Source organism: Micromonospora sp. WMMD1076, from assembly GCF_029581475.1.
GTDB classification, from domain to species: Bacteria; Actinomycetota; Actinomycetes; order Mycobacteriales; family Micromonosporaceae; genus Micromonospora; species Micromonospora aurantiaca.
Map to the genome: position 1 here is coordinate 3,675,884 of NZ_CP120862.1, position 19,798 is coordinate 3,695,681.

The 19,798-nt window shown below is 74.1% G+C and carries 28 protein-coding genes and 1 pseudogene; 6 read left to right on the forward strand and 23 right to left on the reverse strand.

Translation table 11 applies throughout. The features are described from left to right. Positions 1-2: 2 nt before the first annotated feature. From O7622_RS17430 to O7622_RS17445, 4 genes are all read right to left on the reverse strand, one after another. Positions 3-566, reverse strand: a complete 564-nt coding sequence (locus O7622_RS17430; RefSeq protein ID WP_282309226.1) for a hypothetical protein — start codon at positions 564-566, stop codon at positions 3-5. Between the two features lie 26 nt (positions 567-592). After that, on the reverse strand, positions 593-1,081 hold the full coding sequence (locus O7622_RS17435) for a YcxB family protein (protein ID WP_282314166.1): 489 nt from the start codon (positions 1,079-1,081) through the stop codon (positions 593-595). A 169-nt stretch (positions 1,082-1,250) separates the two neighbouring features. Continuing rightward, on the reverse strand, positions 1,251-1,841 hold the full coding sequence (locus O7622_RS17440; protein ID WP_282309227.1) for a class I SAM-dependent methyltransferase: 591 nt from the start codon (positions 1,839-1,841) through the stop codon (positions 1,251-1,253). A 207-nt stretch (positions 1,842-2,048) separates the two neighbouring features. After that, positions 2,049-2,825, reverse strand: coding sequence for a hypothetical protein (locus O7622_RS17445; RefSeq protein WP_282309228.1), 777 nt, complete (start codon positions 2,823-2,825; stop codon positions 2,049-2,051). A gap of 112 nt (positions 2,826-2,937) precedes the next feature. Between O7622_RS17445 and O7622_RS17450 the strand changes: the two genes are divergently transcribed. Then, on the forward strand, positions 2,938-3,402 hold the full coding sequence (locus tag O7622_RS17450; protein WP_282309229.1) for a MarR family transcriptional regulator: 465 nt from the start codon (positions 2,938-2,940) through the stop codon (positions 3,400-3,402). A 13-nt stretch (positions 3,403-3,415) separates the two neighbouring features. On the opposite strand, the gene O7622_RS17455 is transcribed toward O7622_RS17450, so the two are convergent. The 3 genes from O7622_RS17455 to O7622_RS17465 all read right to left on the reverse strand — a co-directional run bounded on the left by O7622_RS17455 (position 3,416) and on the right by O7622_RS17465 (position 4,624). Beyond that, positions 3,416-3,640, reverse strand: coding sequence for a hypothetical protein (locus O7622_RS17455; protein ID WP_282309230.1), 225 nt, complete (start codon positions 3,638-3,640; stop codon positions 3,416-3,418). A 66-nt stretch (positions 3,641-3,706) separates the two neighbouring features. Beyond that, a complete protein-coding gene (locus O7622_RS17460; protein WP_282309231.1) occupies positions 3,707-3,943 on the reverse strand; it encodes a hypothetical protein in 237 nt (78 codons plus the stop codon). A 75-nt stretch (positions 3,944-4,018) separates the two neighbouring features. Next, positions 4,019-4,624 carry a YdeI/OmpD-associated family protein gene (locus tag O7622_RS17465; protein WP_282309232.1) on the reverse strand — a complete coding sequence of 202 codons (606 nt, stop codon included), beginning with the start codon at positions 4,622-4,624 and terminating at the stop codon, positions 4,019-4,021. 41 nt (positions 4,625-4,665) lie between these two features. Here O7622_RS17465 and O7622_RS17470 point away from each other — a divergent pair, with 41 nt between their 5' ends. Beyond that, the gene (locus O7622_RS17470) at positions 4,666-4,962 is read left to right on the forward strand and encodes a hypothetical protein (RefSeq protein ID WP_282309233.1); all 297 of its coding nucleotides are present in this window, start codon (positions 4,666-4,668) and stop codon (positions 4,960-4,962) included. Here the strand turns inward: O7622_RS17470 and O7622_RS17475 are convergent. Further along, a complete protein-coding gene (locus O7622_RS17475) occupies positions 4,959-5,615 on the reverse strand; it encodes an HAD family hydrolase (RefSeq protein WP_282309234.1) in 657 nt (218 codons plus the stop codon). The genes O7622_RS17470 and O7622_RS17475 overlap by 4 nt on opposite strands. Positions 5,616-5,659: 44 nt before the next feature. On the opposite strand from O7622_RS17475, the gene O7622_RS17480 reads away from it, so the two are divergent. From O7622_RS17480 to O7622_RS17490, 3 genes are read left to right on the forward strand one after another with little or no spacing between them, the layout of a single operon-like run. Then, a complete protein-coding gene (locus tag O7622_RS17480; RefSeq protein WP_282309235.1) occupies positions 5,660-6,034 on the forward strand; it encodes a hypothetical protein in 375 nt (124 codons plus the stop codon). 14 nt (positions 6,035-6,048) lie between these two features. Next, a complete protein-coding gene (locus tag O7622_RS17485; RefSeq protein WP_282309236.1) occupies positions 6,049-6,210 on the forward strand; it encodes a hypothetical protein in 162 nt (53 codons plus the stop codon). A gap of 39 nt (positions 6,211-6,249) precedes the next feature. Then, positions 6,250-6,894: an alpha/beta hydrolase gene (locus tag O7622_RS17490; protein WP_282309237.1), complete on the forward strand. Its 645-nt coding sequence runs from the start codon at positions 6,250-6,252 to the stop codon at positions 6,892-6,894. A gap of 17 nt (positions 6,895-6,911) precedes the next feature. Here the strand turns inward: O7622_RS17490 and O7622_RS17495 are convergent, their stop codons facing one another. Next, entirely contained in the window at positions 6,912-8,150 is a 1,239-nt protein-coding gene (locus O7622_RS17495) for an MFS transporter (RefSeq protein WP_282309238.1), read from the reverse strand. 112 nt (positions 8,151-8,262) lie between these two features. On the opposite strand from O7622_RS17495, the gene O7622_RS17500 reads away from it, so the two are divergent. Next, on the forward strand, positions 8,263-9,189 hold the full coding sequence (locus O7622_RS17500; protein WP_282309239.1) for a LysR family transcriptional regulator: 927 nt from the start codon (positions 8,263-8,265) through the stop codon (positions 9,187-9,189). Here O7622_RS17500 and O7622_RS17505 read toward each other — a convergent pair whose 3' ends face one another. The 14 genes and pseudogenes from O7622_RS17505 to O7622_RS17570 form a co-directional block, all read right to left on the reverse strand. After that, positions 9,190-9,957, reverse strand: a complete 768-nt coding sequence (locus tag O7622_RS17505) for a class I SAM-dependent methyltransferase (RefSeq protein WP_282309240.1) — start codon at positions 9,955-9,957, stop codon at positions 9,190-9,192. A 32-nt stretch (positions 9,958-9,989) separates the two neighbouring features. Further along, positions 9,990-10,760 (reverse strand): maleylpyruvate isomerase N-terminal domain-containing protein, encoded by a 771-nt coding sequence (locus O7622_RS17510; RefSeq protein ID WP_282309241.1) that lies wholly within the window; start codon positions 10,758-10,760, stop codon positions 9,990-9,992. Beyond that, positions 10,757-11,311: an AAA family ATPase gene (locus tag O7622_RS17515; RefSeq protein ID WP_282309242.1), complete on the reverse strand. Its 555-nt coding sequence runs from the start codon at positions 11,309-11,311 to the stop codon at positions 10,757-10,759. Before O7622_RS17515 ends, O7622_RS17510 begins: the two co-directional genes overlap by 4 nt. Before the next feature lie 24 nt (positions 11,312-11,335). Then, positions 11,336-12,427, reverse strand: a complete 1,092-nt coding sequence (locus O7622_RS17520) for a winged helix DNA-binding domain-containing protein (protein WP_282309243.1) — start codon at positions 12,425-12,427, stop codon at positions 11,336-11,338. Positions 12,428-12,477: 50 nt separating this feature from the next. Further along, positions 12,478-12,696 (reverse strand): hypothetical protein, encoded by a 219-nt coding sequence (locus O7622_RS17525; RefSeq protein WP_282309244.1) that lies wholly within the window; start codon positions 12,694-12,696, stop codon positions 12,478-12,480. A 48-nt stretch (positions 12,697-12,744) separates the two neighbouring features. After that, positions 12,745-14,424 carry a long-chain-fatty-acid--CoA ligase gene (locus O7622_RS17530; protein ID WP_282309245.1) on the reverse strand — a complete coding sequence of 560 codons (1,680 nt, stop codon included), beginning with the start codon at positions 14,422-14,424 and terminating at the stop codon, positions 12,745-12,747. Positions 14,425-14,525: 101 nt separating this feature from the next. Beyond that, positions 14,526-14,705, reverse strand: coding sequence for a hypothetical protein (locus tag O7622_RS17535; RefSeq protein ID WP_262015447.1), 180 nt, complete (start codon positions 14,703-14,705; stop codon positions 14,526-14,528). A 72-nt stretch (positions 14,706-14,777) separates the two neighbouring features. Continuing rightward, positions 14,778-15,488: a spermidine synthase gene (locus tag O7622_RS17540; RefSeq protein ID WP_282309246.1), complete on the reverse strand. Its 711-nt coding sequence runs from the start codon at positions 15,486-15,488 to the stop codon at positions 14,778-14,780. Positions 15,489-15,569: 81 nt separating this feature from the next. Beyond that, positions 15,570-16,178 carry a class I SAM-dependent methyltransferase gene (locus O7622_RS17545; protein ID WP_282309248.1) on the reverse strand — a complete coding sequence of 203 codons (609 nt, stop codon included), beginning with the start codon at positions 16,176-16,178 and terminating at the stop codon, positions 15,570-15,572. Next, the gene (locus tag O7622_RS17550) at positions 16,117-17,013 is read right to left on the reverse strand and encodes a sulfite exporter TauE/SafE family protein (RefSeq protein WP_282309249.1); all 897 of its coding nucleotides are present in this window, start codon (positions 17,011-17,013) and stop codon (positions 16,117-16,119) included. Before O7622_RS17550 ends, O7622_RS17545 begins: the two co-directional genes overlap by 62 nt. Continuing rightward, positions 17,010-17,594, reverse strand: a complete 585-nt coding sequence (locus O7622_RS17555; protein ID WP_282309250.1) for a rhodanese-like domain-containing protein — start codon at positions 17,592-17,594, stop codon at positions 17,010-17,012. The genes O7622_RS17550 and O7622_RS17555 overlap by 4 nt, the downstream gene beginning before the upstream one ends. Positions 17,595-17,678: 84 nt before the next feature. Beyond that, positions 17,679-19,079 carry an MBL fold metallo-hydrolase gene (locus tag O7622_RS17560; protein WP_282309251.1) on the reverse strand — a complete coding sequence of 467 codons (1,401 nt, stop codon included), beginning with the start codon at positions 19,077-19,079 and terminating at the stop codon, positions 17,679-17,681. 139 nt (positions 19,080-19,218) lie between these two features. Further along, positions 19,219-19,488 carry a metal-sensitive transcriptional regulator gene (locus O7622_RS17565; RefSeq protein ID WP_091427369.1) on the reverse strand — a complete coding sequence of 90 codons (270 nt, stop codon included), beginning with the start codon at positions 19,486-19,488 and terminating at the stop codon, positions 19,219-19,221. 57 nt (positions 19,489-19,545) lie between these two features. After that, positions 19,546-19,755: pseudogene (locus O7622_RS17570) on the reverse strand (thiol reductase thioredoxin); the annotation flags it as partial. Between the last annotated feature and the right edge of the window lie 43 nt (positions 19,756-19,798).

Genomic DNA, 19,798 nt, shown 5'->3' on the forward strand with positions numbered 1-19,798 from the left:
TGCTAGACCGCCGGCCCCGGGTCCGATGCCCCGGCGAGCGTACGGCCGGCCGAGCGCCGGTGCGGCAGCGCTGCCAGCCCCAGCGCGACGATCAGCAGGAACGCGCCGAGCAGGAACGGCAGCGACAGGGTGGGCTGGCCGAGCCACTCCCACGGCACGTGCCAGCGGGGATGCGGCTCGCTCAGGTGGTGCGTGAGCATCAGCGGCGCGCTCAGCAGGATCGGCGCGGCCCAGAACACCATCGCGACGCCGTACAGGATCTTCGCCGGGCCCTGCGCCGGCGGGCGCCGTCCCTCGGTGCGGCGGCTGGCCCAGCCGAACAGCACCCAGCCGCCCAGCGCGCCCAGCGCGAAGGCAAGCACACCGGCGGGGTAGGCGGCGCCGGGGGTGGCGCGGCTGAGGGTGAGGCTCATGGAGCCCTCGGCGTTGATCTGCACCGCGAGGATGTGGTCGCCGCGTTCGGCGTACGCGGTGATGCCGGAGGGGATCGACGCCGGGTCGCACAGCGGACTGCCGGGGACGCAGCCGCGCGCGCGTCGGATCCGACGGGCTTGCTCCGCTCCCACCCGGGTATCCACCAATCAGTATATGGTCAATGATCGCCGAGTAGTCGCCGCTCGGCCATGAAGGCGCGCAGCGTCCGGGCGTCCTCGGCGGACATCAGCCAGCGGGGGATCACCGTGGCCGGCATCCGTCCGACGTACACGATCCAGAAGTCAGGGGTCTCGGTGACGCGCGCGACGCCGTCCCAGGCGATGCCGCCGGACTCCGAACCGCTGCGCATCATGATGTTGCGATCGTCGATGTCGTAGCCGCCCTCGACCGCGTAACCCCCCGAGCGGCGCCGGGCCCGCCACCGTACCCACGGCGCGTACAGCATCGACAGCACGCCGGCCACGATCAACGCGGTCCACAGCGACGCGAACCGCGCCGACGCCCGCGAGGCGATCCAGCCGATCACCCCGATCGCGGCGAGGGCCGCGCCGATGTAGCCGAACCGGCGCAGCCGGGCGGCGGCGAGCGCGGCGGCCACGCGGGCCGGATAGGCGGGATCGGCCGGTACGGCGAAACGGATCTGCATCGGCACCGAGGACCACCCACCGGACTCGTGATTCTGGACGACGGGAGCGTCGCCCCGCGAAGACGTGCGGCTCCACGGTACCGGTGACCGGCGGGGGTGCGGCTCGTGAGGGAGCGGCTCGGCGCCCGCGCGGCGGCCTGACGCCTGCGCCACCTCTGCTCCTGAGGGCTCAGATCCGGCGCAGCACGAACGTCACGAAGCCCAGCGTGTTCCGGTACCCGCGCAGCCACTGGTCACGGTGCTCGCGGGCGGCGGTCAGCGTCCCGGCCGAGTCCGGATGACCGGGGTTGTCCAGCGCCCACTCGGTGAGCGAACCGACCCACGACCACTCGTAGTCGTCCCACTCGGCGCTGTCGCTGACGTGCGCGTACACCGGGGTCCAGCCGGCCCGCTCGGCGGCCGCGACCAGACCGGCGAGGTCGGTGTGGTCGTCCGGTTTCGCGCCCAGCGCCGCCAACGCCTCCGGCGTCGGCGGCACCTGCCAGAATCCCTCACCCACCATCAGGACGCCGTCGGGGTTCACGTGCCGGCCGGCCAGATCCAGCGTTCCACCGAAGCCGCCGAACGCGTGCGTCGACCCGACGCAGAGCACCAGGTCGTAGTCGCCGTCCGGCACGTACGACCGGGCGTCGCGCTCGTGCAGCGTGAGCCGGTCGGCGAGTCCGCGTTCGGTGGCGGCCTCGGCGGCGCGTTCGAGCGCGTACGGGCTGAGGTCAACGCCGTCGGCGTGCCCGTCCGGGTAGTGCGCGAGGGCCTGCAACGCCCAGGCGCCCTCGCCGCAGCCGAGATCGAGGATCCGGGCCGCCGGCCCGCCGGCCCGCCCGGCGCAGCAGCCGGTTGAGGTTGAGACCGGAGATCGGGGCCGCGATCGGGTGGTGCGAGTGCGCGATGCTGCTCAGGCGTTGACGGTCCATCGCCGCAGTCAACACGAGGACTGCGGGCCCGCGCACGTGGGTTGCCGCGCCGGTCAGTATCGGCAGACGATCGTGGCGTCGTCGGTGGCGGCGCCCTCGCGCGCCTCGGCCTCGCGCACCCGGCGGACGACCTCGGCGGGACCGTCGGTCTCCAGCAGGCGCAGCAGCCCCGGCCAGCCGGTCAGGCCGAAGGTGTCCACGAGCCGGCTCGCGCCGTTGCTGAGCAGAGCCGTCGTGCGGACCTCGCCGGCCGGGCACTCCCCGGTGACCGCCTCGGCCACCACCGTCGGGTCGTCCTTGGCGACCCAGAAGCCGCCAGGGCTGTTGCGGCGGGACCGCAGCTCCATCAGCAGCCGCCGGTACTCGTCGCCGCCCTCCGGCACGTCCGTCAGCCGCTCCTCGAAGGACCGCGCGATCACCACCTCACGCGGATCGTGGGCGACGAGCGGCTCACCATGCGCCCGGCCGACGACGGCCACCGCGTCGCCGAGGACCAGGTGCTCGACACTGTCGCCGGAGAATCGGAGCATCGCCACCGCCGCGAACGGGCTGATCGGATGGGCGACGTCGCACGTCTGACGGTGCGCGTCGGTGATCCGCTCGATGCCCTCGGCCAGCACGTCGCGCAGGCTCCGCTCCTCCGGGAGCGCACCGAGGAGGGCGCCGCCGAGCCGGGTCGCGTACCAGGCGATGCCGTGACGGCAGACCTCGTCCGCGCCGGCGATGCCACCGGCGCCGTCGACCAGGACCATGCCGCACGGTACGGCGCCGGCGAAGTCCTCATTGGCCCGGCCCGGATGCCCCGCGTCGGTCGCCATCGCTGCCCGCATCGGCTCATCATGCCGGGGCCGGACGGAACGCGATGCCCCTCGCGCCTTGATCTGAAGCGTGGTTGAGGTCCTAGCGTCGTGGGCACCCGACCACTGCCGGAGGTAGACCACCATGACGACGCCGCACCTGTCCGACGCCGAACTCGCGGGCCAGCCGGCCGCCTACTGGACGGGCGTCGCGTACGAGTCGCTCATCGCCTTCACCCGGGCCCAGCAGGCCGCGCACGGCTTCACCCAGCCCCAGTTCTGGCTCCTGCGCAACCTGTCCCCGAACGACCTCCTGCCCGGCGGCGGTGGACTCACAGTCCCCGAGCTGCGGCACGCGATGCGCTCGTACCTGCGCGCCGAGGACGACCTGGACGCCGAGGCGGAGGTGCTGCGGGAACGCGGCTGGCTGACCCGCGACACGGACGGCCGGCTGCGGATCACCGAGGCGGGGGAGGCCGCCCGGATCCGCCTCAAGCAGCACGCGCCGGGGATCCGGGCCCGCATCCACGAGGGCGTCGACAACGCGGACTACGTCACCACGCTCAAGGTGCTCCGCCGGATGATCCGGAACACCGGCGGCACCGTGTAGCGCACGGCCCGGCTCAGGACGCCCGAAGGCTCCGGATCGCCAGGCGGGCTCCCTGGTGGAGCAGCACCCCGGCAGCGGTGTTGGCGACGGCGAGCGCGGCCGTGCCGAGCAGCCCGGCGCCGACGTCCATCACGTCGGTCGCGACCAGCAGGACCGGCCAGCCCAGCGCGGCGGCGACGAGCGACGACCGCCACCAGCGCCCGAGGAGAAGCCCGAACAGGATCAGCACCGGGATCATCGCGGGCGACCTCCTGCCGTCGGTTCGTTCGAGCGTACGCCCGGCTCACCCCGTTTCAGCCGCCGGTCATGGTCCCGGGCCGCGCCGAAGATCCGCCATCGGCACGCCGACGTCGACGGTCTGGAGGTGCTCTCGTCGCACACGTTCCGCGAGGTCATGCCCGCACTCGCCGAGGTCGCGTACGTGCTCGCGCCCGACCTGCCCGGCTTCGGCGACGTGGACGAGGTGCTCGCGTACCACCGCGCGCTCGACCGGATGGACGCGCACCTCTACGACGGCGGCCACCTGCTGCTGGAGACCCACGCGGGCGAGTGCGCCACGCTCATGCGCGCGTTCGTCATCGACACCTCGCGAGACGTGGCGAGGGGGCCCACGACGTCACGGCGTGGTCGAGGGCTTCGCCTTCTGCGGGTGGATCGTCTCGTGGCGGGCCAGCATGGCGACGAACTCGCGGATCTTCCGCTCCCGGGTCTCCGCGCGCTTGACCGCGTTGACCCGGTGGATGAGCGTGAACCTGTTGGCACTGGTGAGGACGTCGAACATGGCCTGGGCGGCGGGCTCGGCCGCGACGGCGGCGAGCAGGTCGGCGGGCACCTCGGCCTCCGACGGCGGTGCGTAGGCCGCCGCCCACCGGCCGTCCGTCTTCGCGGCCTCCACCGCGGCCCGGCCCGCTGGCGTCATCCGCCCCTCCGACTCCAGCCGGGCCACGTGCGCGACGTTGCGTTGCGACCAGGAGCTGCGCGCCCGGCGCGGGGTGTAGCGGATCCAGGAACTCTCGTGGTCGCGCTTGCGGCCCTGCCCGTCGATCCAGCCGAAGCACAGCGCCTCGTCGACCGCCTGCTGCCAGGTCAGCGTGGTGATCGTGCCGCCCTTACGGCCCAGCGCGAGCCAGACACCGGGCGACGTGTCGTGGTTGGTGGACAGCCACGCGCGCAGCGCGTCCGCGTCGGGCACGATCAGCTCGTCCAACTCGTCGCTCGCCATGGCCGGAAGGCTATGCCAGGGGTACGACGCCAAGGCCGGGCGTGCGGCTCAGCCGCCCGCCGGCCGCCGTCGGGCGACGGGTCGCGTTCACGGAACGCGTACGTCACGGCAGAGGTCGGGATCGGCGCACCGAGGGCGACCGCCATCCACCCGCCGAGGAACAGCGCCGCGAGGATCAGCGCCGGGGCGCGGGGGAGCAGCCCGGCGGCCGCGGCGAGCACGCCCCGGCGCTCGCGCACCTGTCGTACGCTGATCTGGCGGTCGCGGTGGTCGACGGGATCGAGTCACCGTGCCACCACCGCACCCGGGTCTCGATCTTCGGGGACGTGCCGGACTAGCCGCCCGCCGCGTTGTGCCGCGCGACCAGAGTCGGCAGCTCGTCCAGCGAGTCGATGCGGAACAGGCACCGGTCGGCGACGTCCGGCATGTCGAGGATGTGGCCCCACGGTCCGCGCCGGATCAGGCACGCCGTCATGCCGGCGGCCATCGCCGCAGCGGCGTCGTTGTCCGGCCGGTCGCCCACATACAGGATCGCCGACGCGTCACCGCCGCCCTCGCGGACGACCCGGTCGAAGAACTCCGGTGCCGGCTTCGCCACGCCCCAGGCCGCCGACGTGCCGATCACGTCCACCGCCAGGCCCAGCGCCCGCAGTGTCGCCTCGGCGTGCTCCGGCTGGTTGCCGGCCAGGCCGACGCGCAATCCCTGCTCCCGCAGGGCGGCCAGGCACGCCCGCGCGTCCGGGTAGAGGTCGTCGGCGCCGAACGACTCCGGGTCACCGGCCGCGACCCGGCGCGCGAGTTCGGCGGTGAGGTCGAAGTCCGGCCGGAACGCCCGGAACACCTCCTGGTAGTCCAGCCCGCGGGCGATCACCGCGCCGAAGACCGCGGAGAACGTGTGCCGGGGCACGCCGAGCCAGTCCGCCCAGGTCGCGAACTCGCGCGTCTCGTCGAGGATCGTCCCGCCCACGTCGAAGAAGACCGCCCGGATCATCCGCGGATCGTACTGTCGTCGATCAGCCCGTGGGGGGCGCTCGGGTGGCGCAGACTGCCCGCACGAATGCGGCCTTCCTCCCCGAACCGCCGCAGAGCCCGGCGGCGAAAGCCGTCTACGAGGACGACCTCGCCTCCGACGGGTACGTCAACAACCTCACCCGCGTCTGGTGCTGGCGACCCGACGTGCTGATGTCGTTCCAGTCGCTGGCCTGGGGTGCGCGGCTGGCCGGGATGAGCGACGAGGAGACAGCCGCCGGGGTGCTGCGCGGCGACGAGGCGGACCTGTCGGAGCGGGAGACGGCGCTCGCGGACTGGTCCCGCCGGGTCGTGACGGACCCGAACGCCACCACCGAGGCCGACACGCGACGCCTGCGCGAGGCCGGCCTGAGCGACCGGCCCCCGCCCCGGGGGACCTGATCGTCGACCTCCTCATGGCGATCTGCTTCTCGGTCGACCTGCCCCGGCTCGCCGCCGCCTGCCCCTACCTCGACCGGGCCGAGAACACGATCGGGCGGCGTCAGGCCGTCAGCCGCATCGAGGCGTTCCGCGACGAGCCGCGGGCCGGCCGGGCGCCCCGGGCGTATCCGCACTGACGGACACGGCATGTCGTACCGGTGTGGGAGGGTCCGGGCATGGCGACGTTCGTGCTCATCCACGGTGGCGGGGGCAGCGCGTGGGACTGGCATCTGCTGGTTCCCGAGCTGGCCGCCCGGGGCCACGACGCGGTGGTGCCGGAGCTGCCGATCGGTGACCGGTCGGCGGGGTTCGCCGACTTCCGCCAGGCGGTGGTCGACGCCGTCGGCGGCCGCGACGACCTCGTGGTGGTCGGGCACTCGTACGGCGCGTTCACCGCAACGCTGGTCGCCGACCGGCTGCCGGTGCGCCTGCTGGTCCTGCTCACGCCGATGATCCCGCGGCCGGGCGAGAAGCCGGGGGACTGGTGGGGCAACACCGGCTACCGCGAGCCGGAAGGGCTCAGCGAGGAGCAGCAGTTCTACAACGGAGTGCCGGCCGAGATCGTCGCCGAAGCGCCCGCGCACGCCCGGGATCAGGTCAGCGCGGAGTGGGACGAGCCGTGGCCGCCGGCCACCTGGCCGGCCGTGCCGACGGCGGTGCTCATCGGCCGCGACGACCGGTTCTTCCCGGCCGACTTCCAACGCCGGGTGGCCGCCGACCGGCTCGGCGTGGTTCCGGACGAGATCGACGGCGGCCATTCGGTGGCGCTCAGTCACCCGGGTCTGCTCGCCGACCGGCTGACCGCCTACCTGACGTCCTGACCGTCCGGCCGCCGGGCCTACGAGACCACAGTGGCCGGGCGTGCGGGCTCCGGGTCGCGCGTGTGCCGGCGCGTCGGCAGCAGCAGCGGCGTGCCGAGCAGCAGCACCCCGGACACGGTGATCGCGGCGAGCGGGCCGACGACAGTGGCGAGGACGCCCCACCCGGCCATCATCGTGGCCTGGGTGAGCCGGCCGGTGACGCTCCACGCGGTCAGGACCTGCGCGGTGTGGGCCTGCGGGGTCCGGCGCAGGCGCTCGGTCGCGTAGATCGGGTTGAACACGCCCATGCACGTGATGAGCACCGATTCGACGGCGACCACGGTCAGCAGTCCGGTGGTCCCCGAGTGGGTGAACGCGAGACCGAGCGGGACGGTCGACCGCAGCCAGCCGGACACCGTCATGACCCGCTGCCGCCCGTAGCGCCGCACCAGGCGCGGGCTCAGCCGTGCGCCGAGCACGCCGCCGAGCGCGGAGACACCGAAGACCAGCCCGTACTGCCACGCCGCCACCCGGTACCCACCCAGCAGGAGCACGGCGAGCAACGGCGCGGTCGCCATGATCAGGCCGCCGACCAGCACCGAGTTGAGGAACAACCGCCACAGCACCGGGTCGCGGCGCACGAACCGCCAGCCGGCGCCCAGGTCGGCGACCCGTGAGGCGCCCGCCGGGTCGCGGGGCGCGGCCGTGTCGCCGGCCCGGATCCGCCGTACCGCGAGCGCCGACAGAAGGTGGCTCACGGCGTCGGCGGTGATGGTGACGACCGGGCCGAGCAGCCCGACGAGCGCGCCCCCGAGCGGCGGCCCGGCCGCCGTCGCGGCCCAGCTCGTCGCCTCGAACCGTCCGTTCGCCGCCAGCAGCCGATCACCACGGACCAGGCCCTTCAGGTACGCCCCGGACGCGGCGGTGAACGTGATGCCGGCCGTCCCGCAGACCACCGCGACGACGAGCAGCTGGCCGTAGGACAACACCCCGAGCGCGTACGCGGCCGGCACGCTCGCCAGCGCCGCGAACCGGACCAGATCCGTCGCGATCATCACCGGCAGCTTCCGCCGGTAGGCCACCCAGGGCCCGAGCGGGACCGCCAGCACCGCCGCCACTGCCAGCCCCGCCGCCTCCAGGAGCGACACCGCGAACGCCGACGAATCCAGCACCCGCACCGCGATCAGTGGGAACGCGCCGAACGCCAGCCAGGTGCCGTACGTGCTCACCGCGTAGGCCGACCAGAGCCACCCGAGATCCGATCCCAGCTTCCGCACGCCGCCCCCGTCACCGATGCCCCGCGCATCAGACCGGCCGCGCGGACGCCGGGGCAAACAACCGCCGCCCGGCGCGTCACAACCATCGGCTGGACCCGCCTACTGTGAGCCGGTGGACAGCGAGGCGGTGCGGTCGTTCGTGCGGGCGGCAGAACTCGGGCAGTTCCGGCACGCCGCCGACGAGCTGGGCGTCACCCAGCAGGCCGTGTCGAAGCGGATCGCCACGCTGGAGCGGGAGCTGGGGGTGCGCCTGTTCACCCGTACACCCCGGGGGGTCGAGCTGACAGGCGACGGCCGGGCGTTCCTCCCGCACGCCCGGGGCGTCGTCGCGGGCGCGGACCGCGCGGTCGCCGCGGTCCGGCCCGGCGCGCGGGCGCCGCGCGTCGACGTGCTCGGCCTGCGCAGCGCGCAGGCAGTCCTCCTGCACGACTACTGGCGCGCCCACCCGGGCGTCGCCCTCGACGTGGTGACGCTGCGGGCCGACGACCCCCGGCAGGTCGCCGCCGCGGTCCGGGCCGGCGACGTCGACGCCGCGTTCCGCACCGTCACCGACCCGGCCGCGCTGCCGCCCGAGGTACGGATGGTCCGCGCCTTCGACTCGCCGCTGCAACTGCTCGCCGGCCCCCGGCACCCGCTCGCGTCCGCGCCCACGCTCACGCCGTCCGAGCTGCGCGGACACCGGCTCCGGGTGCCGGGCATCGTGCCCGGAAGCGAGTGGGGCGAGTTCTACGAGCAGCTCGCCGACACCTTCGGCCTGTGGGTGGACGCGACCGGGCCGAACTTCGGCACCGAGGTGCTCCTGGACGACCTCGCGGACTCGGCGGACGTGGCGACGCTCGTCGGTGCCCGGGACCGCTACCTCTGGCCCGCCGGCCACGACCTGCGCCGCATCCCGATCACGGATCCGGTGCTCGCGTACCCGATCAACCTGATGCTGCCCCGGACCGGTCCGCACCCGGGGCTGCGGCCGGTGATCCGCCACTTCGCGGGCCTGCCACCGCTGCCCGGGCCGGTCTGGCGGCCCTCCTGGCCGGGGTGATCAGGGCTGCGACGTCCGCCGTGCCAGGTGGACCGTGACGTCCGTGGTGACCTCGACCGTGCCGGGCAGCACATCCCGGACGCGGCGGAACACCTGCTCACGTACGGGCGGCGGCAGTTCGAGATAGGCCGAGACCGTCGACAGGAGACCGACGTAGTCGTCGGCGCTCATCGTGATCCGCCGCTCGATCTCCGACTGGCGCACGTCGGTGAACCACTCGGACGCGCGCAGCTCGGTGCCGGGCCACTGCATGCCGGCCTCCGGTGGCGTCCCGTCCGGCGACGGGATCTCGTCGTCGGCGAGGAACTCGGACCGGGCCGCGGCCACCGCGTCGCGCACGGCCGGGTCGGCCGGCCGCAGCGGCCCGCCGAACGACGCGAACACACCATCGGGCGTGAGCAGCCCGGCGATCCGCTCCCACCGCCGGTCCGGGTCCGTCCAGTGCAGGGCCGCCGCCGCGTACACCATGTCGTGACGCTCGCCGGCGCGCAACTGCTCGAACGCGGCCTGCCGGACCCGCACCTCGGCCGGGACGTGTCGCCGCAGTTCGGCGAGCATCGCGGCGTCCGGGTCGGTGGCGGTGACCGCGACGCCGCGCCGGGCGAACAGCCTTGTCGCCTTGCCGGTCCCGGCACCGATCTCCAGAGCGGTCCGGACGGGCCGGCCCGCGTACGCCAGCACCAGGTCGGCCAGTTCCTCCGGATAGCCGGGCCGGAACCGCTCGTACGCCTGCGCCGCCGCTCCGAATGTCAACGCACGATCCGGCATACCGGGCATCCTTCCACGCTCGGGCCGCCCGGCTACGCGTCCGGATCCCACGCCGCGATCCGGTCGAGCACGCGCCGGTCGCCCTCGATGGCGAGCGCGTCCAGCGGTATCCGGCCGTAGAAGGCCAGGACGAGGTCAGCGGCGGTGGAACGGGCGGAGGTGTCGGCCGGGCCCGCGTCGTCTCCGGCCTGCAGGCGGGTGACCCGTGCACCCTCGGGGGAGAGCCGCGTGCGCCACGATCCGCCCTCGGTGACGTGGTAGTCGAGGACGGCGGGCTCGTACGGCCACGGCACAGCGGTCGCGCAGCAGGTGAACAGGAAGTCCTCCACGCCGTCGAGAGCCACCCCGACCGGCAGCGGCTGCGGCGCGCCCGCCGTGAGCTGGGCGTCGTAGGTGTGCACAGTGATCTCCTGGAGCTGGTGCCGGGCGACGGCGCCGCAGGTCTGCGGCGACTGCGACGTGTCCCACCACGTCCAGCAGCCACGATCGGGTCCGGCGTCGCGCAGCGCGACCAGCAACTGCTCGGTCGACTCGGCCAGCCAGTCCCGCAGCGCCGTACGCTCCCGGGGTGCGCCCGGACCGCTGGGCGCGGCCCGCCCGGACGCCCCGGGACCGGCGGCGACGGTGGCCGCCCACGAGCGGCGTCCCTCGCCGATGTGCCGGGCCAGGTCGAACAGCGTCCACCCCGGGCAGGTCGGCACCGGCGCGTCGAGGTCCGGCGCGGCGGCGACCGCGTCCCGGAACGCGGCCGACCGGTCGTCGATCAGCCGCAGTCGATCGGGAAACGTCAGGGGCTCGGTCACTCCGGCTGTCTACCACCGTGCCCGGAGGCCCGACAGCGAGTTTCGGCGCGCACGTGCGCGGCGACGGCGTCGGCCACCTGCTCGGGCGGGGCGGAGGCGTCGACCAGACGGGCGTCGGTCACCGACGCGAACGCGGCGAGCGCCCGGGTGACGTGGTCGTGCCGCCAGCCGCGCGCGGCGGACTCGACCTGGTCGGCGTCGATCCGGGCCCGCAACCGGTCCTCGGGGAGCGTGAGCACCACCTCTCGGACGTCGACGCCCGCGGCGCGGATGCCGCCGAGGATCTCCGCGCGGTACGCCGGGTCGAGCAGGCTCATCGGCACGATCCAGACGCCCGCGTGGTGCCGGTCCAGCCCGGTGACCGTCTGCACGACGAGGTGACGCCACAGCGGCAGGTCCTGGAAGTCGCCGGTCGGCGGGGTGACGAACGCGGTGAGCATCGAGCCGAGGAACTCCGGGTCGAACAGCCGCGCGTCCGGCAGCGCGCTCGTGAGAAGCCGCGCGGTGGTCGTCTTGCCGACACCGAACGCGCCGTTGATCCAGACAATCATGACGGTGATCGTGCCAGTGGGCGGTCAGCCGGCGAAGTCGACGCCGGCCAGCGGCACACCCCGGTACGCGGCGAGGCGCTCGGCCTCCGCGACCACCTCCCGGCGGGTGCGCTCCGGGATCTTGCCCCAGGGCTGGACGGCGACGGTGAACGTCCGGCCGGACTTGCGAGGCCGCCAGGCGCCCACCAGATCACCGTCGGCCAGCACCGCGCCGGGGCGGCCCAGCACCGGCCACAGCTCCTTGACCCGAGCCGCGTCCGGCACCAGCGTCGCCCGGTCCTTCGCCTGCAGGAACAGGTCGAACGGGCCGAGCAGGCGCGTCGTCGTGGTCTCCGCCGACGCCAGCGCCGCCTCGTCGGCGGCGAGCAGCCAGCGCGTCTCACCGTCGACACTCACCTCGACCGCGTCGTGCGGCCAGTGGGCCTTCACCTCCTTGACCGAAGCGTCGAGGTAGTCGGCGACATGCTTGGGCGTGGCCGGGCCGAGCAGCCGCAGGTAGGCGCGGATGAGCTCGAACCGGTCGCCGGGCGCGGCGGCCGGACGGAAGCCGCGGATGCGTTCCAGGACCGGCGGTGACGTGTCGAGCCGCAGCTCCAGCCCGGCGCGCACGGCGGCGAGCCGGAACGGCATCTCGTAGAGGTGGATCGCGTCGCACGGCCGGCAGTGCCGCAGGTAGGGCTCGGGCAGCACCTCGGCCAGGCGGCCGGAGACCTCGCCCTTGACCGTCGGCTCGCGGACGATCTCCCGCATCCGCGCGGCCACCTCGTCCAGCGCGGCGACGATGCCGATGCCCGCGGCCTTCAACGGCTTCGCCGCGTCGTAGATGCGCTTGCCGGCGTCGGCGTCGGAGAACGGCTCGACCGCGGCGGCCACCGCGCTCACGTCGGCGCGGCGGTAGAGGTGCGGGGCGCCGCGTATGGTCCAGAGCAGGACCAGGTCGTCGCCGGTCAGCGAGGCCACGTCGACACCGCGCGTGGCGAGCGCCCACCGGCCGCCGTCGGGACCGGTGTCCTGCACGCCGATGTCGAGCACGGCGGTGTCGGCGAGCGAGCCCTCGGCCCGGTCGAGCTGCTGAGCGCGGGCCCGGAAGGCCATCACCTGACGCCTGTCGGTCATCACCACAGCGTAGGCGGGGGCACCGACACGTCCGGCGCGGCCGCGTGCCGTCAGCGAGCGGGGCGCGGCACGGAGTCCGTCCGGCGGCCGCCGCCCGAGCGCTCGAGCAGGAACACCCCGCCGCCGATGAACAGGACGCTGAGCACTATCCCGACCAGGTTGCCGTCGGCGAGCGTGGCGAAGATGCCGAGCAGGCCGAGGATGACGGCCACACCCCCGACCAGGCGCATGACGTGACGACCGACTGCGCTGCCCCGTGAATCCACCATGGACGCCCGTCTACCCCCGCCGCCGCGCCGGCAAACGGGCGGCCCGGGTCAGCGGTCGGCGAGCAGCCGTTCGCGGACCTCGCGGCGCAGGATCTTGCCGATCTGGGAGTGGGGCAGCTCGTCGACCACCACGACCCGGCGCGGCACCTTGTACCCGGCCAGGTGGGTGCGGCACGAGGTCCGGATCGCCTCCGGGCTGCCGGCCACCGCCGGGTCGACCACCACCGCGACGACGACCTCCTCGCCGTCGTCGGTGGGCATGCCCACGGCGGCGGCCTCGCGTACGCCGGGAACGCGGCACAGCGCCTCCTCCACCTCGGACGGGTAGACGTTGAAGCCGCCCGTGATGATCAGCTCCTTGATCCGGTCGACAACCGTCACGAAGCCGTCGGCGTCCATGGTGACGATGTCGCCGGTACGCAGCCAGCCGCCCGGCAGCAGCACCTTGGCCGTCTCCTCGGGCCGGTGCCAGTAGCCGGTGAACACCTGCGGCCCGCGGACCAGCAGCTCGCCGGCCTCGCCCGGCGCGCGGTCGCGGGACGGGTCCTCCGGGTCGGCGATGCGCACGTCGGTGGAGGGGAACGGCACGCCCACGGTGCCGGGGCGGCGGGTCGGCGCGACCGGGTTGCCCACCGTGATCGGGGACGTCTCGGTCATTCCGTACCCCTCGACCAGCAGGCCGCCGGTCACCTGCTCCCACAGTTCCACTGTGGCCGGTGGCAGCGACATCGCGCCGGACAGCGCGTACCGGATGGAGGTGAGGTCGACGCCGCGTTCCCGGGCGACGTTGGCCAGCTTCCCGTAGACCGGCGGCACCGCGGGCAGGAACGTCGGCGGGCGGCGGCGGACCGCGTCGAGCACCTGGTCGGCGTCGAAGCGGGGGAACAGCACCAGCGTCGCCCCGATGCTGACGGCGAAGGTGAGGCAGAGCGTCAGCCCGTAGGCGTGGAACAGCGGCAGCACCGCGTACACCGTCTCCGCGCCGTCGCGCAGGCCCGGTACCCAGGCGCGGCCCTGCGCGGCGTTGGCGCGCAGGTTGCGATGCGTCAGCACCGCGCCCTTCGGCTCACCCGTGGTGCCGCCGGTGTACTGGAGCAGCGCCACGTCCCCGGCCTCCGGCGCGGGATGCCCGGCGGGCAGCGGCCCGGCGGCGGCGACCAGCTCCGACCAGGGCAGGGCGCCGGGCGCGGGGGCGGTCATCGCGGCTCGGGCGGCGCGGACCTTCGGCAGCGGCACCCGCAGCGCCCACCGCTTGAGCCGCGGCAGCGCCGCGGTCAGGTCGACAGCCACCACGGTACGCACGGCGCCGCGGCCCGCCACCAGCGGCGCGACCTTGTCCCACACGATCGCGACTGCCGCGCCGTGGTCGGTGAGCTGCCGGTCCAGCTCGTCGGCGGTGTAGAGCGGGTTGTGCTCGACGACCACCGCGCCGAGGCGCAGCACGGCGTAGAACGCGACCACGTGCTGCGGGCAGTTCGGCAGCACCAGGGCCACCCGGTCGCCCGGGCCGACGCCGAGCCGGCGCAGCGCCTCGGCGGCGCGGGCCACCTGGTCGGCCAGTTCGGTGAAGGTGGTGGTGGCGCCGTAGAAGTCGAGCGCGACCCGGGGACCGAACCGCCCGGCCGCCTCGGTGAGCAGGTCGACGAGTGAGCCGTCCGGTTCGGCGATCTCGGCCGGTACCCCGGGTGCGTAGCTGCGGGTCCAGGGTCGCTGGGTGGTCGCGTCCATCGCCGTTACTCCTCGTCGCGCGGATGACGCCCCCAGCGTAACTTGACCGCCCGGTAACCTACGCTCACGTAGGTTGCCGGGTGGGTCACACTCTCCGCAGGTCAGCGTCGGCGGGTCGAATGCTGGTGCACCACCCGCCGGCCCTTCACGATCCCGAAGACGATGACCGCGGCGAGTGCGATCACGCCGATGACGACGAGCCAGCGGACCGCCTCCAGCAGCAGCCCGAGCAGGATGAGCACACCGGCGACCACGCCGACCACCCAGAGCAACGCGCGCATGTCCCAGCCTCCCGTCGTACGGTGGGCCGTGCGCTTTCCCGCTGCTCGTGCGGCCATGCGCCGCCGGGCGGGTCAGTGCCGGGCCACGTACACGGTGTTCGCCGCCTCCCGGCCCTGCAACGGGTTCGGGAACCGGACGACGTGCGCCACCGAGGTCGGGAACACCTCGGTCAGCGTGCGCTGGAACGCCGTGTCCGGCGGGTCGTTCGACCACAGCGCGAAGACGCCCTCCGGGTGCAGCAGCGCGGCCAGCCGGCGCAGCCCGTCGACCGTGTAGAACGGGGCATGGCTGGGGTGCAGCACCTGGCGGGGGGAGTGGTCCACGTCCAGCAGCACCGCGTGGAAGCGGCGCCCCGGCTCGTCGGGGTCGAGGCCGCCGCCGGCGACCGCGGCGAAGAAGTCCGCCCGGACGAACCGGGTACGCGGATCGGTGGCCAGCCCGGCGGCGAACGGCAGCAGATCCCGGCGGTGCCAGTCGATCACGTCCTCGATCGCCTCGACCACCACCAGCGAGCGCACCCGGGAATCCTCCAGCGCGGTACGCGCGGTGTAGCCGAGGCCGAGCCCGCCGACCACCACGTCCAGCGCGTCACCGGTCAGCGGAGCCAGCCCGAGCCGGGCCAGTTCGATCTCCGCGACCGGGAAGGCGCTGGACATGAGGTACTCGTCGTCGAGCTTCACCTCGTACACGTCGGAGTCCAGTGCCGGGTCACGGCGCCGCCGCAGGCTGATCTCGCCGATCGGCGTCTCCCGCCAGGCCAGTTCCTCGAAGCGCGCGCCCACCCGGTGTCCTCTCCGCCGATCCGTCCCCGGATGCTACCGGCCGGTCCCGGCCCGGCCCGGTGGAACGGGGGCGGACGGCGGTCAGTCGGCGGGGCGGGTGGCCACCACGACGGTGTCCAGCGCGTCGACGGTGCCGCCGTCGGTGGCCGGGACCGGCCGGCGGGTCGTCTCGGCCCGTTGCACACGCAGCCCGGCCAGCCCGTCGACCACCGACTCCGGCGTGAGCAGCACGTCCGGGTCCTGCGGGCCGCCGATGCCGCCGGAGAGGTTGGCCAGGTCGTGGCCCACCACCACGAGCGTGCCGCCGGGGCGCAGCGCGGACTTCGCCGCGGCCAGCACCCCGGCGAACTCCGGCGCGGGCAGGTGCAGGTAGCTGATCAGTACCAGGTCGTAGCTGTTCGGCACCGGCCGGTACGCGGTCACGTCCGCGACCCGCCAGTCGACTGTGACGCCCCGCGCGGCGGCCAGCTCCCGCCCCCGGTCGACGGCCACCGCGGAGAAGTCCACCGCGTTGACCCGCCAGCCCTGACCGGCCAGCCAGACCGCGTTGCGGCCCTCGCCGGCGGCGATGTCCAGCGCTGACCCGGGGGTCAGCCCGGTGACCGACTCGACCACGAAACGGTTGGGCTCAGCGCTCCACACCAGTCCGGGCGTGTCGGCGTACCGGCTGTCCCAGGCGCTGCTGTCCACTGTGTTCCCTCCTCCGGCGGCCCCACACCGCCATGGTGACCGTACCGGCCACGGCAAGCGCTCCCACGGCGAGTCCCCATACCGGCGGCAACTGCTGCGCGAGCACGAACACGCCCATCACCACGACGAACCAGCCGAACCCCCGGCGCAGCAGGTCGGCCGGGATCCGCCCGGCGAGGCGGCCACCGAGCAGGCTGCCGGCGACGGCGGCGGCGGTGACCCCGGCGGCCAGACCCCAGTGGATCTGCACGCTGGACAGGTAGCCGGCCAGGCCGGCGAACGACTTCATCGCGATGACGACCAGCGAGGTGCCGACCGCTACCGGCATCGGCAACCCGCCCAGCAGGGCCAGGGCGGGTACGACCAGGAAGCCACCGCCGGCGCCGACCAGGCCGGTGACCAGGCCGACGACCACGCCGTCCCCGACGACCCGCGGCATCGGCAGCTCGTGCGGCACCGGCCGGGCCTCGGTGGACCGGCGGCCCCGGATCATCGCGACCGCGGTGGCGAGCATCATCAGGGCGAACACGGTCAGCAGGAGGCCGGCCGGGACGAACTCGGCCAGCCGGCCGCCCGCGTACGCGCCGGTCATGCCGGCCACGCCGAAGATGAGCCCGGTACGCCAGCGGACCCGGTTCGTCCGGGCGTGCGGCAGTACGGCGACGGCGCTGGTCACGCCGACGACGAGCAGCGAGGTGGCGATCGCCTCCTTGGCGGGCAGGTCGGCGACGTAGACCAGCAGCGGCACGGCGAGGATCGACCCGCCGCCGCCGAGCAGGCCCAGCGTCACGCCGATCAGCGCCGCGCCGGCCAGCGTCAGGACGAGGGTCGTCACTTGCGGCTCCCGTCGCGCAACTGCCCCACGATCGTGTCCAGGTCGCAGCTCGCGCCGCGGTTGTACGGCAGCTTGCCCAGCAGCATGCCCATGGCGCAGGTGTTGGTGAGCGCGGCGAACGTGAGGCCCGCGCCGATGAACGCGGCGACCCACTTCAGGCCGGGCACGAACACCGACCCGACGACGGCGGCGAGCACGATCGAGCCGGCGACGAGGCGTACCTGGCGCTCCAGGTCCCAGCGCGACCGGCCCTGGTTGACCGGGGCGTTGGTGGCCTGCCAGGCCAGCATGCCGCCGTCGAGCACCTTGACGTTGGGCAGGCCGACGGTGCCGAGCGCCTGCCCGGCCTGGCCGGCCCGGACGCCGGAGCGGCAGATCAGCACCACGTCCTCGTCCAGGTGGCTGCGCAGCTCCGCGCGGTGCTCCCGGAGCAGGTCCAGCGGCACGTTGTACGCGCCGGGGATGTGCGCCGCCTCGAACTCACCGGGCGTGCGCACGTCGAGCATCCGGGGCGTACGGCCGGCGGCGATCAGCTCGCGCAGGGCCGCCGCGTCGATGGTGGCGGGGGTGGTCGTGGTCATGCTGTGTCTCCTTCACGGCGTGTTTCCGGGCAGGGTCGGGCGCCGGCCGGCGTAGGGACACGCCGGCCGGGCGCTCGGGAGAGGTCAGGCGGTGGGCGCCATGCGTACGCCGGCCGCCTCGGCCCGGGCGTACGAGTCGTCGATCAGCACCACGTCACGGCCGGCGTTGGCGAGCAGGGACGCGGCGGCGGTGGCCCGGTAGCCGGAGCCGCAGTGCACCCAGACCGTCCCGGCGGGGATGTCGGCGAGGCGCTTCGGCACGTCCGGCAGCGGCACGTGCACCGCGCCGTCGATGTGCCCGGCCGTCCACTCGTTGGTCATCCGCACGTCGAGGACGACCTGCGGCTCGGGCAGCCCGGCCGGGGTCTTCCCGGCCTGCGCGGCGGCGAGCGCGCCGAAGTCGGCCACCGCCAGCTCCCGCAGCTGCGACGGGTCGCCGGTCCACTGCTCGGGCTCGCCGGTGGCCTGGGCGGCCGGACGGTCGATGCCGATGCGCGCCAGTTCCCGCTGGGCGTCGGCGACCTGCTCCGGTGTCTGCGCCAGGAACGTGATCGGTACACCCCAGTCGATCAGCCAGCCGAGCCACGTCGACATCGGCCCGTCCAGGCCGAGGCTGACGGTGCCGGCCAGGTGCGAGGCCGCGTACGCCCTGCGGTGGCGCAGGTCGACCACCCACTCGCCGGCGGCGATGCGGCGGCGCAGCTCGTCGGCGTCGGCGCGGGCCACCGGCGTGAGGTCGACCGGGGCGGGACCGGCGGTGTTGGCGACGCCCATGTGGGCGTAGTACGCCGGGTAGGCGTCCAGCCCGGCCAGCGTCTCGGTGACGAACCGGTCGGCGGCCAGCCGCAGCACCGGGTTGGCCTCCTTCTCCCGGCCGATCGTCGACTCGGGGGCGTCGGCCTGGCTGGCCGAGCAGAAGCTGCCGAAGCCGTGCGTGGGCCACACCTGCGCGCCGTCGGGCAGCAGGTCGGCCAGCCTGCGCGCCGAGGCGTGCTGGTGGTGCGCCAGATCGTGGGCGTGCTGCTGGCCGAGCAGGTCGGTGCGGCCGGTGGTGCCGAACAGCAGCGAGCCGCCGGTGAACACGCCGGCCGGCGTCCAGCCGCCGTCGGAGGCCTCGTCGATCGCGTACGACAGGTGGTGGAACGTGTGGCCCGGGGTGCCGATCACCCGCAGCCGCATCGTGTCCGACACCGGCACGGTGTCGCCGTCGGACACCGGGGTCCGGTCGAACCCGACCGTGTCGGCGGCGGCCACCAGGTACCGCGCGCCGGTGATCCGGGCCAGCTCCAGGCCGCCGGAGACGTAGTCGTTGTGGATGTGCGTCTCCACCACGTGAGTGATCCGTACGCCCTCGGCGCCGGCCAGGTACAGGATGCGGTCGATGTCGCGCTGCGGGTCGACCACGATCGCCACCCGGCCGTCGGAGGCGAGGTAGCTGCGGTCGCCGAGCGAGGAGGTCGCGATGACGGACACGTCGAGAGTCATGCCGTTTCCTCTCATTGCCTATATACCCCCGGGGGTATTCGAAGGACAGTCTGCGGCCTGGGGTCTCCAGGCAGGTGTCTACCCACCCGCGTCGCGGACACGCGGCGCGGGTGGGGCTCAGCCGATCAGGCGGGCGCCGTCAGGCCAGGGACAGGAAGAGCTTCTCCAGCTCCTCCTCGGTCATCTCCGGCTCCTCGCCCGCCTGGCGGGCGGCGTCGCAGTAGCGCATGCCGGAGGCGATGATCTTGAAGCCGGCCCGGTCGATGGCCTTGGAGACCGCGGCGAGCTGGGTCAGCGCGGCGCGGCAGTCCTCGCCGTTCTCCATCATCTCGATGACGGCGTTGAGCTGCCCCCGGGCCCGCTTGAGCCGGGTCAGCGCCTCACCTGTCATCTCCGGTCGAAGCTTCACGTCCCACCTCCTGCCTCCAAACATACCCCAGGGGGTACCCGTGCCGCCACCCGTCAGGCGGACCTCGTCCATGTCGAGGTCGCGTACGGCCCGGATCGGCTCCTCCGGCCCGGCCGTCGGCAGGGCGCCCGGCTGGGCGAACACCAGCACGCCGTCCCGGAACGCCACCAGTGTCGGGATCGACCGGATCTGGGCGGCGGCCGCGAGGGCCGGCTCGGCCTCGGTGTCGACCTCGCCGAAGATGACACCCGGGTGCTGCTCGCTGGCCCCCCTCGTAGACGGGCGCGAACGCCCTGATCCACTCCACCTC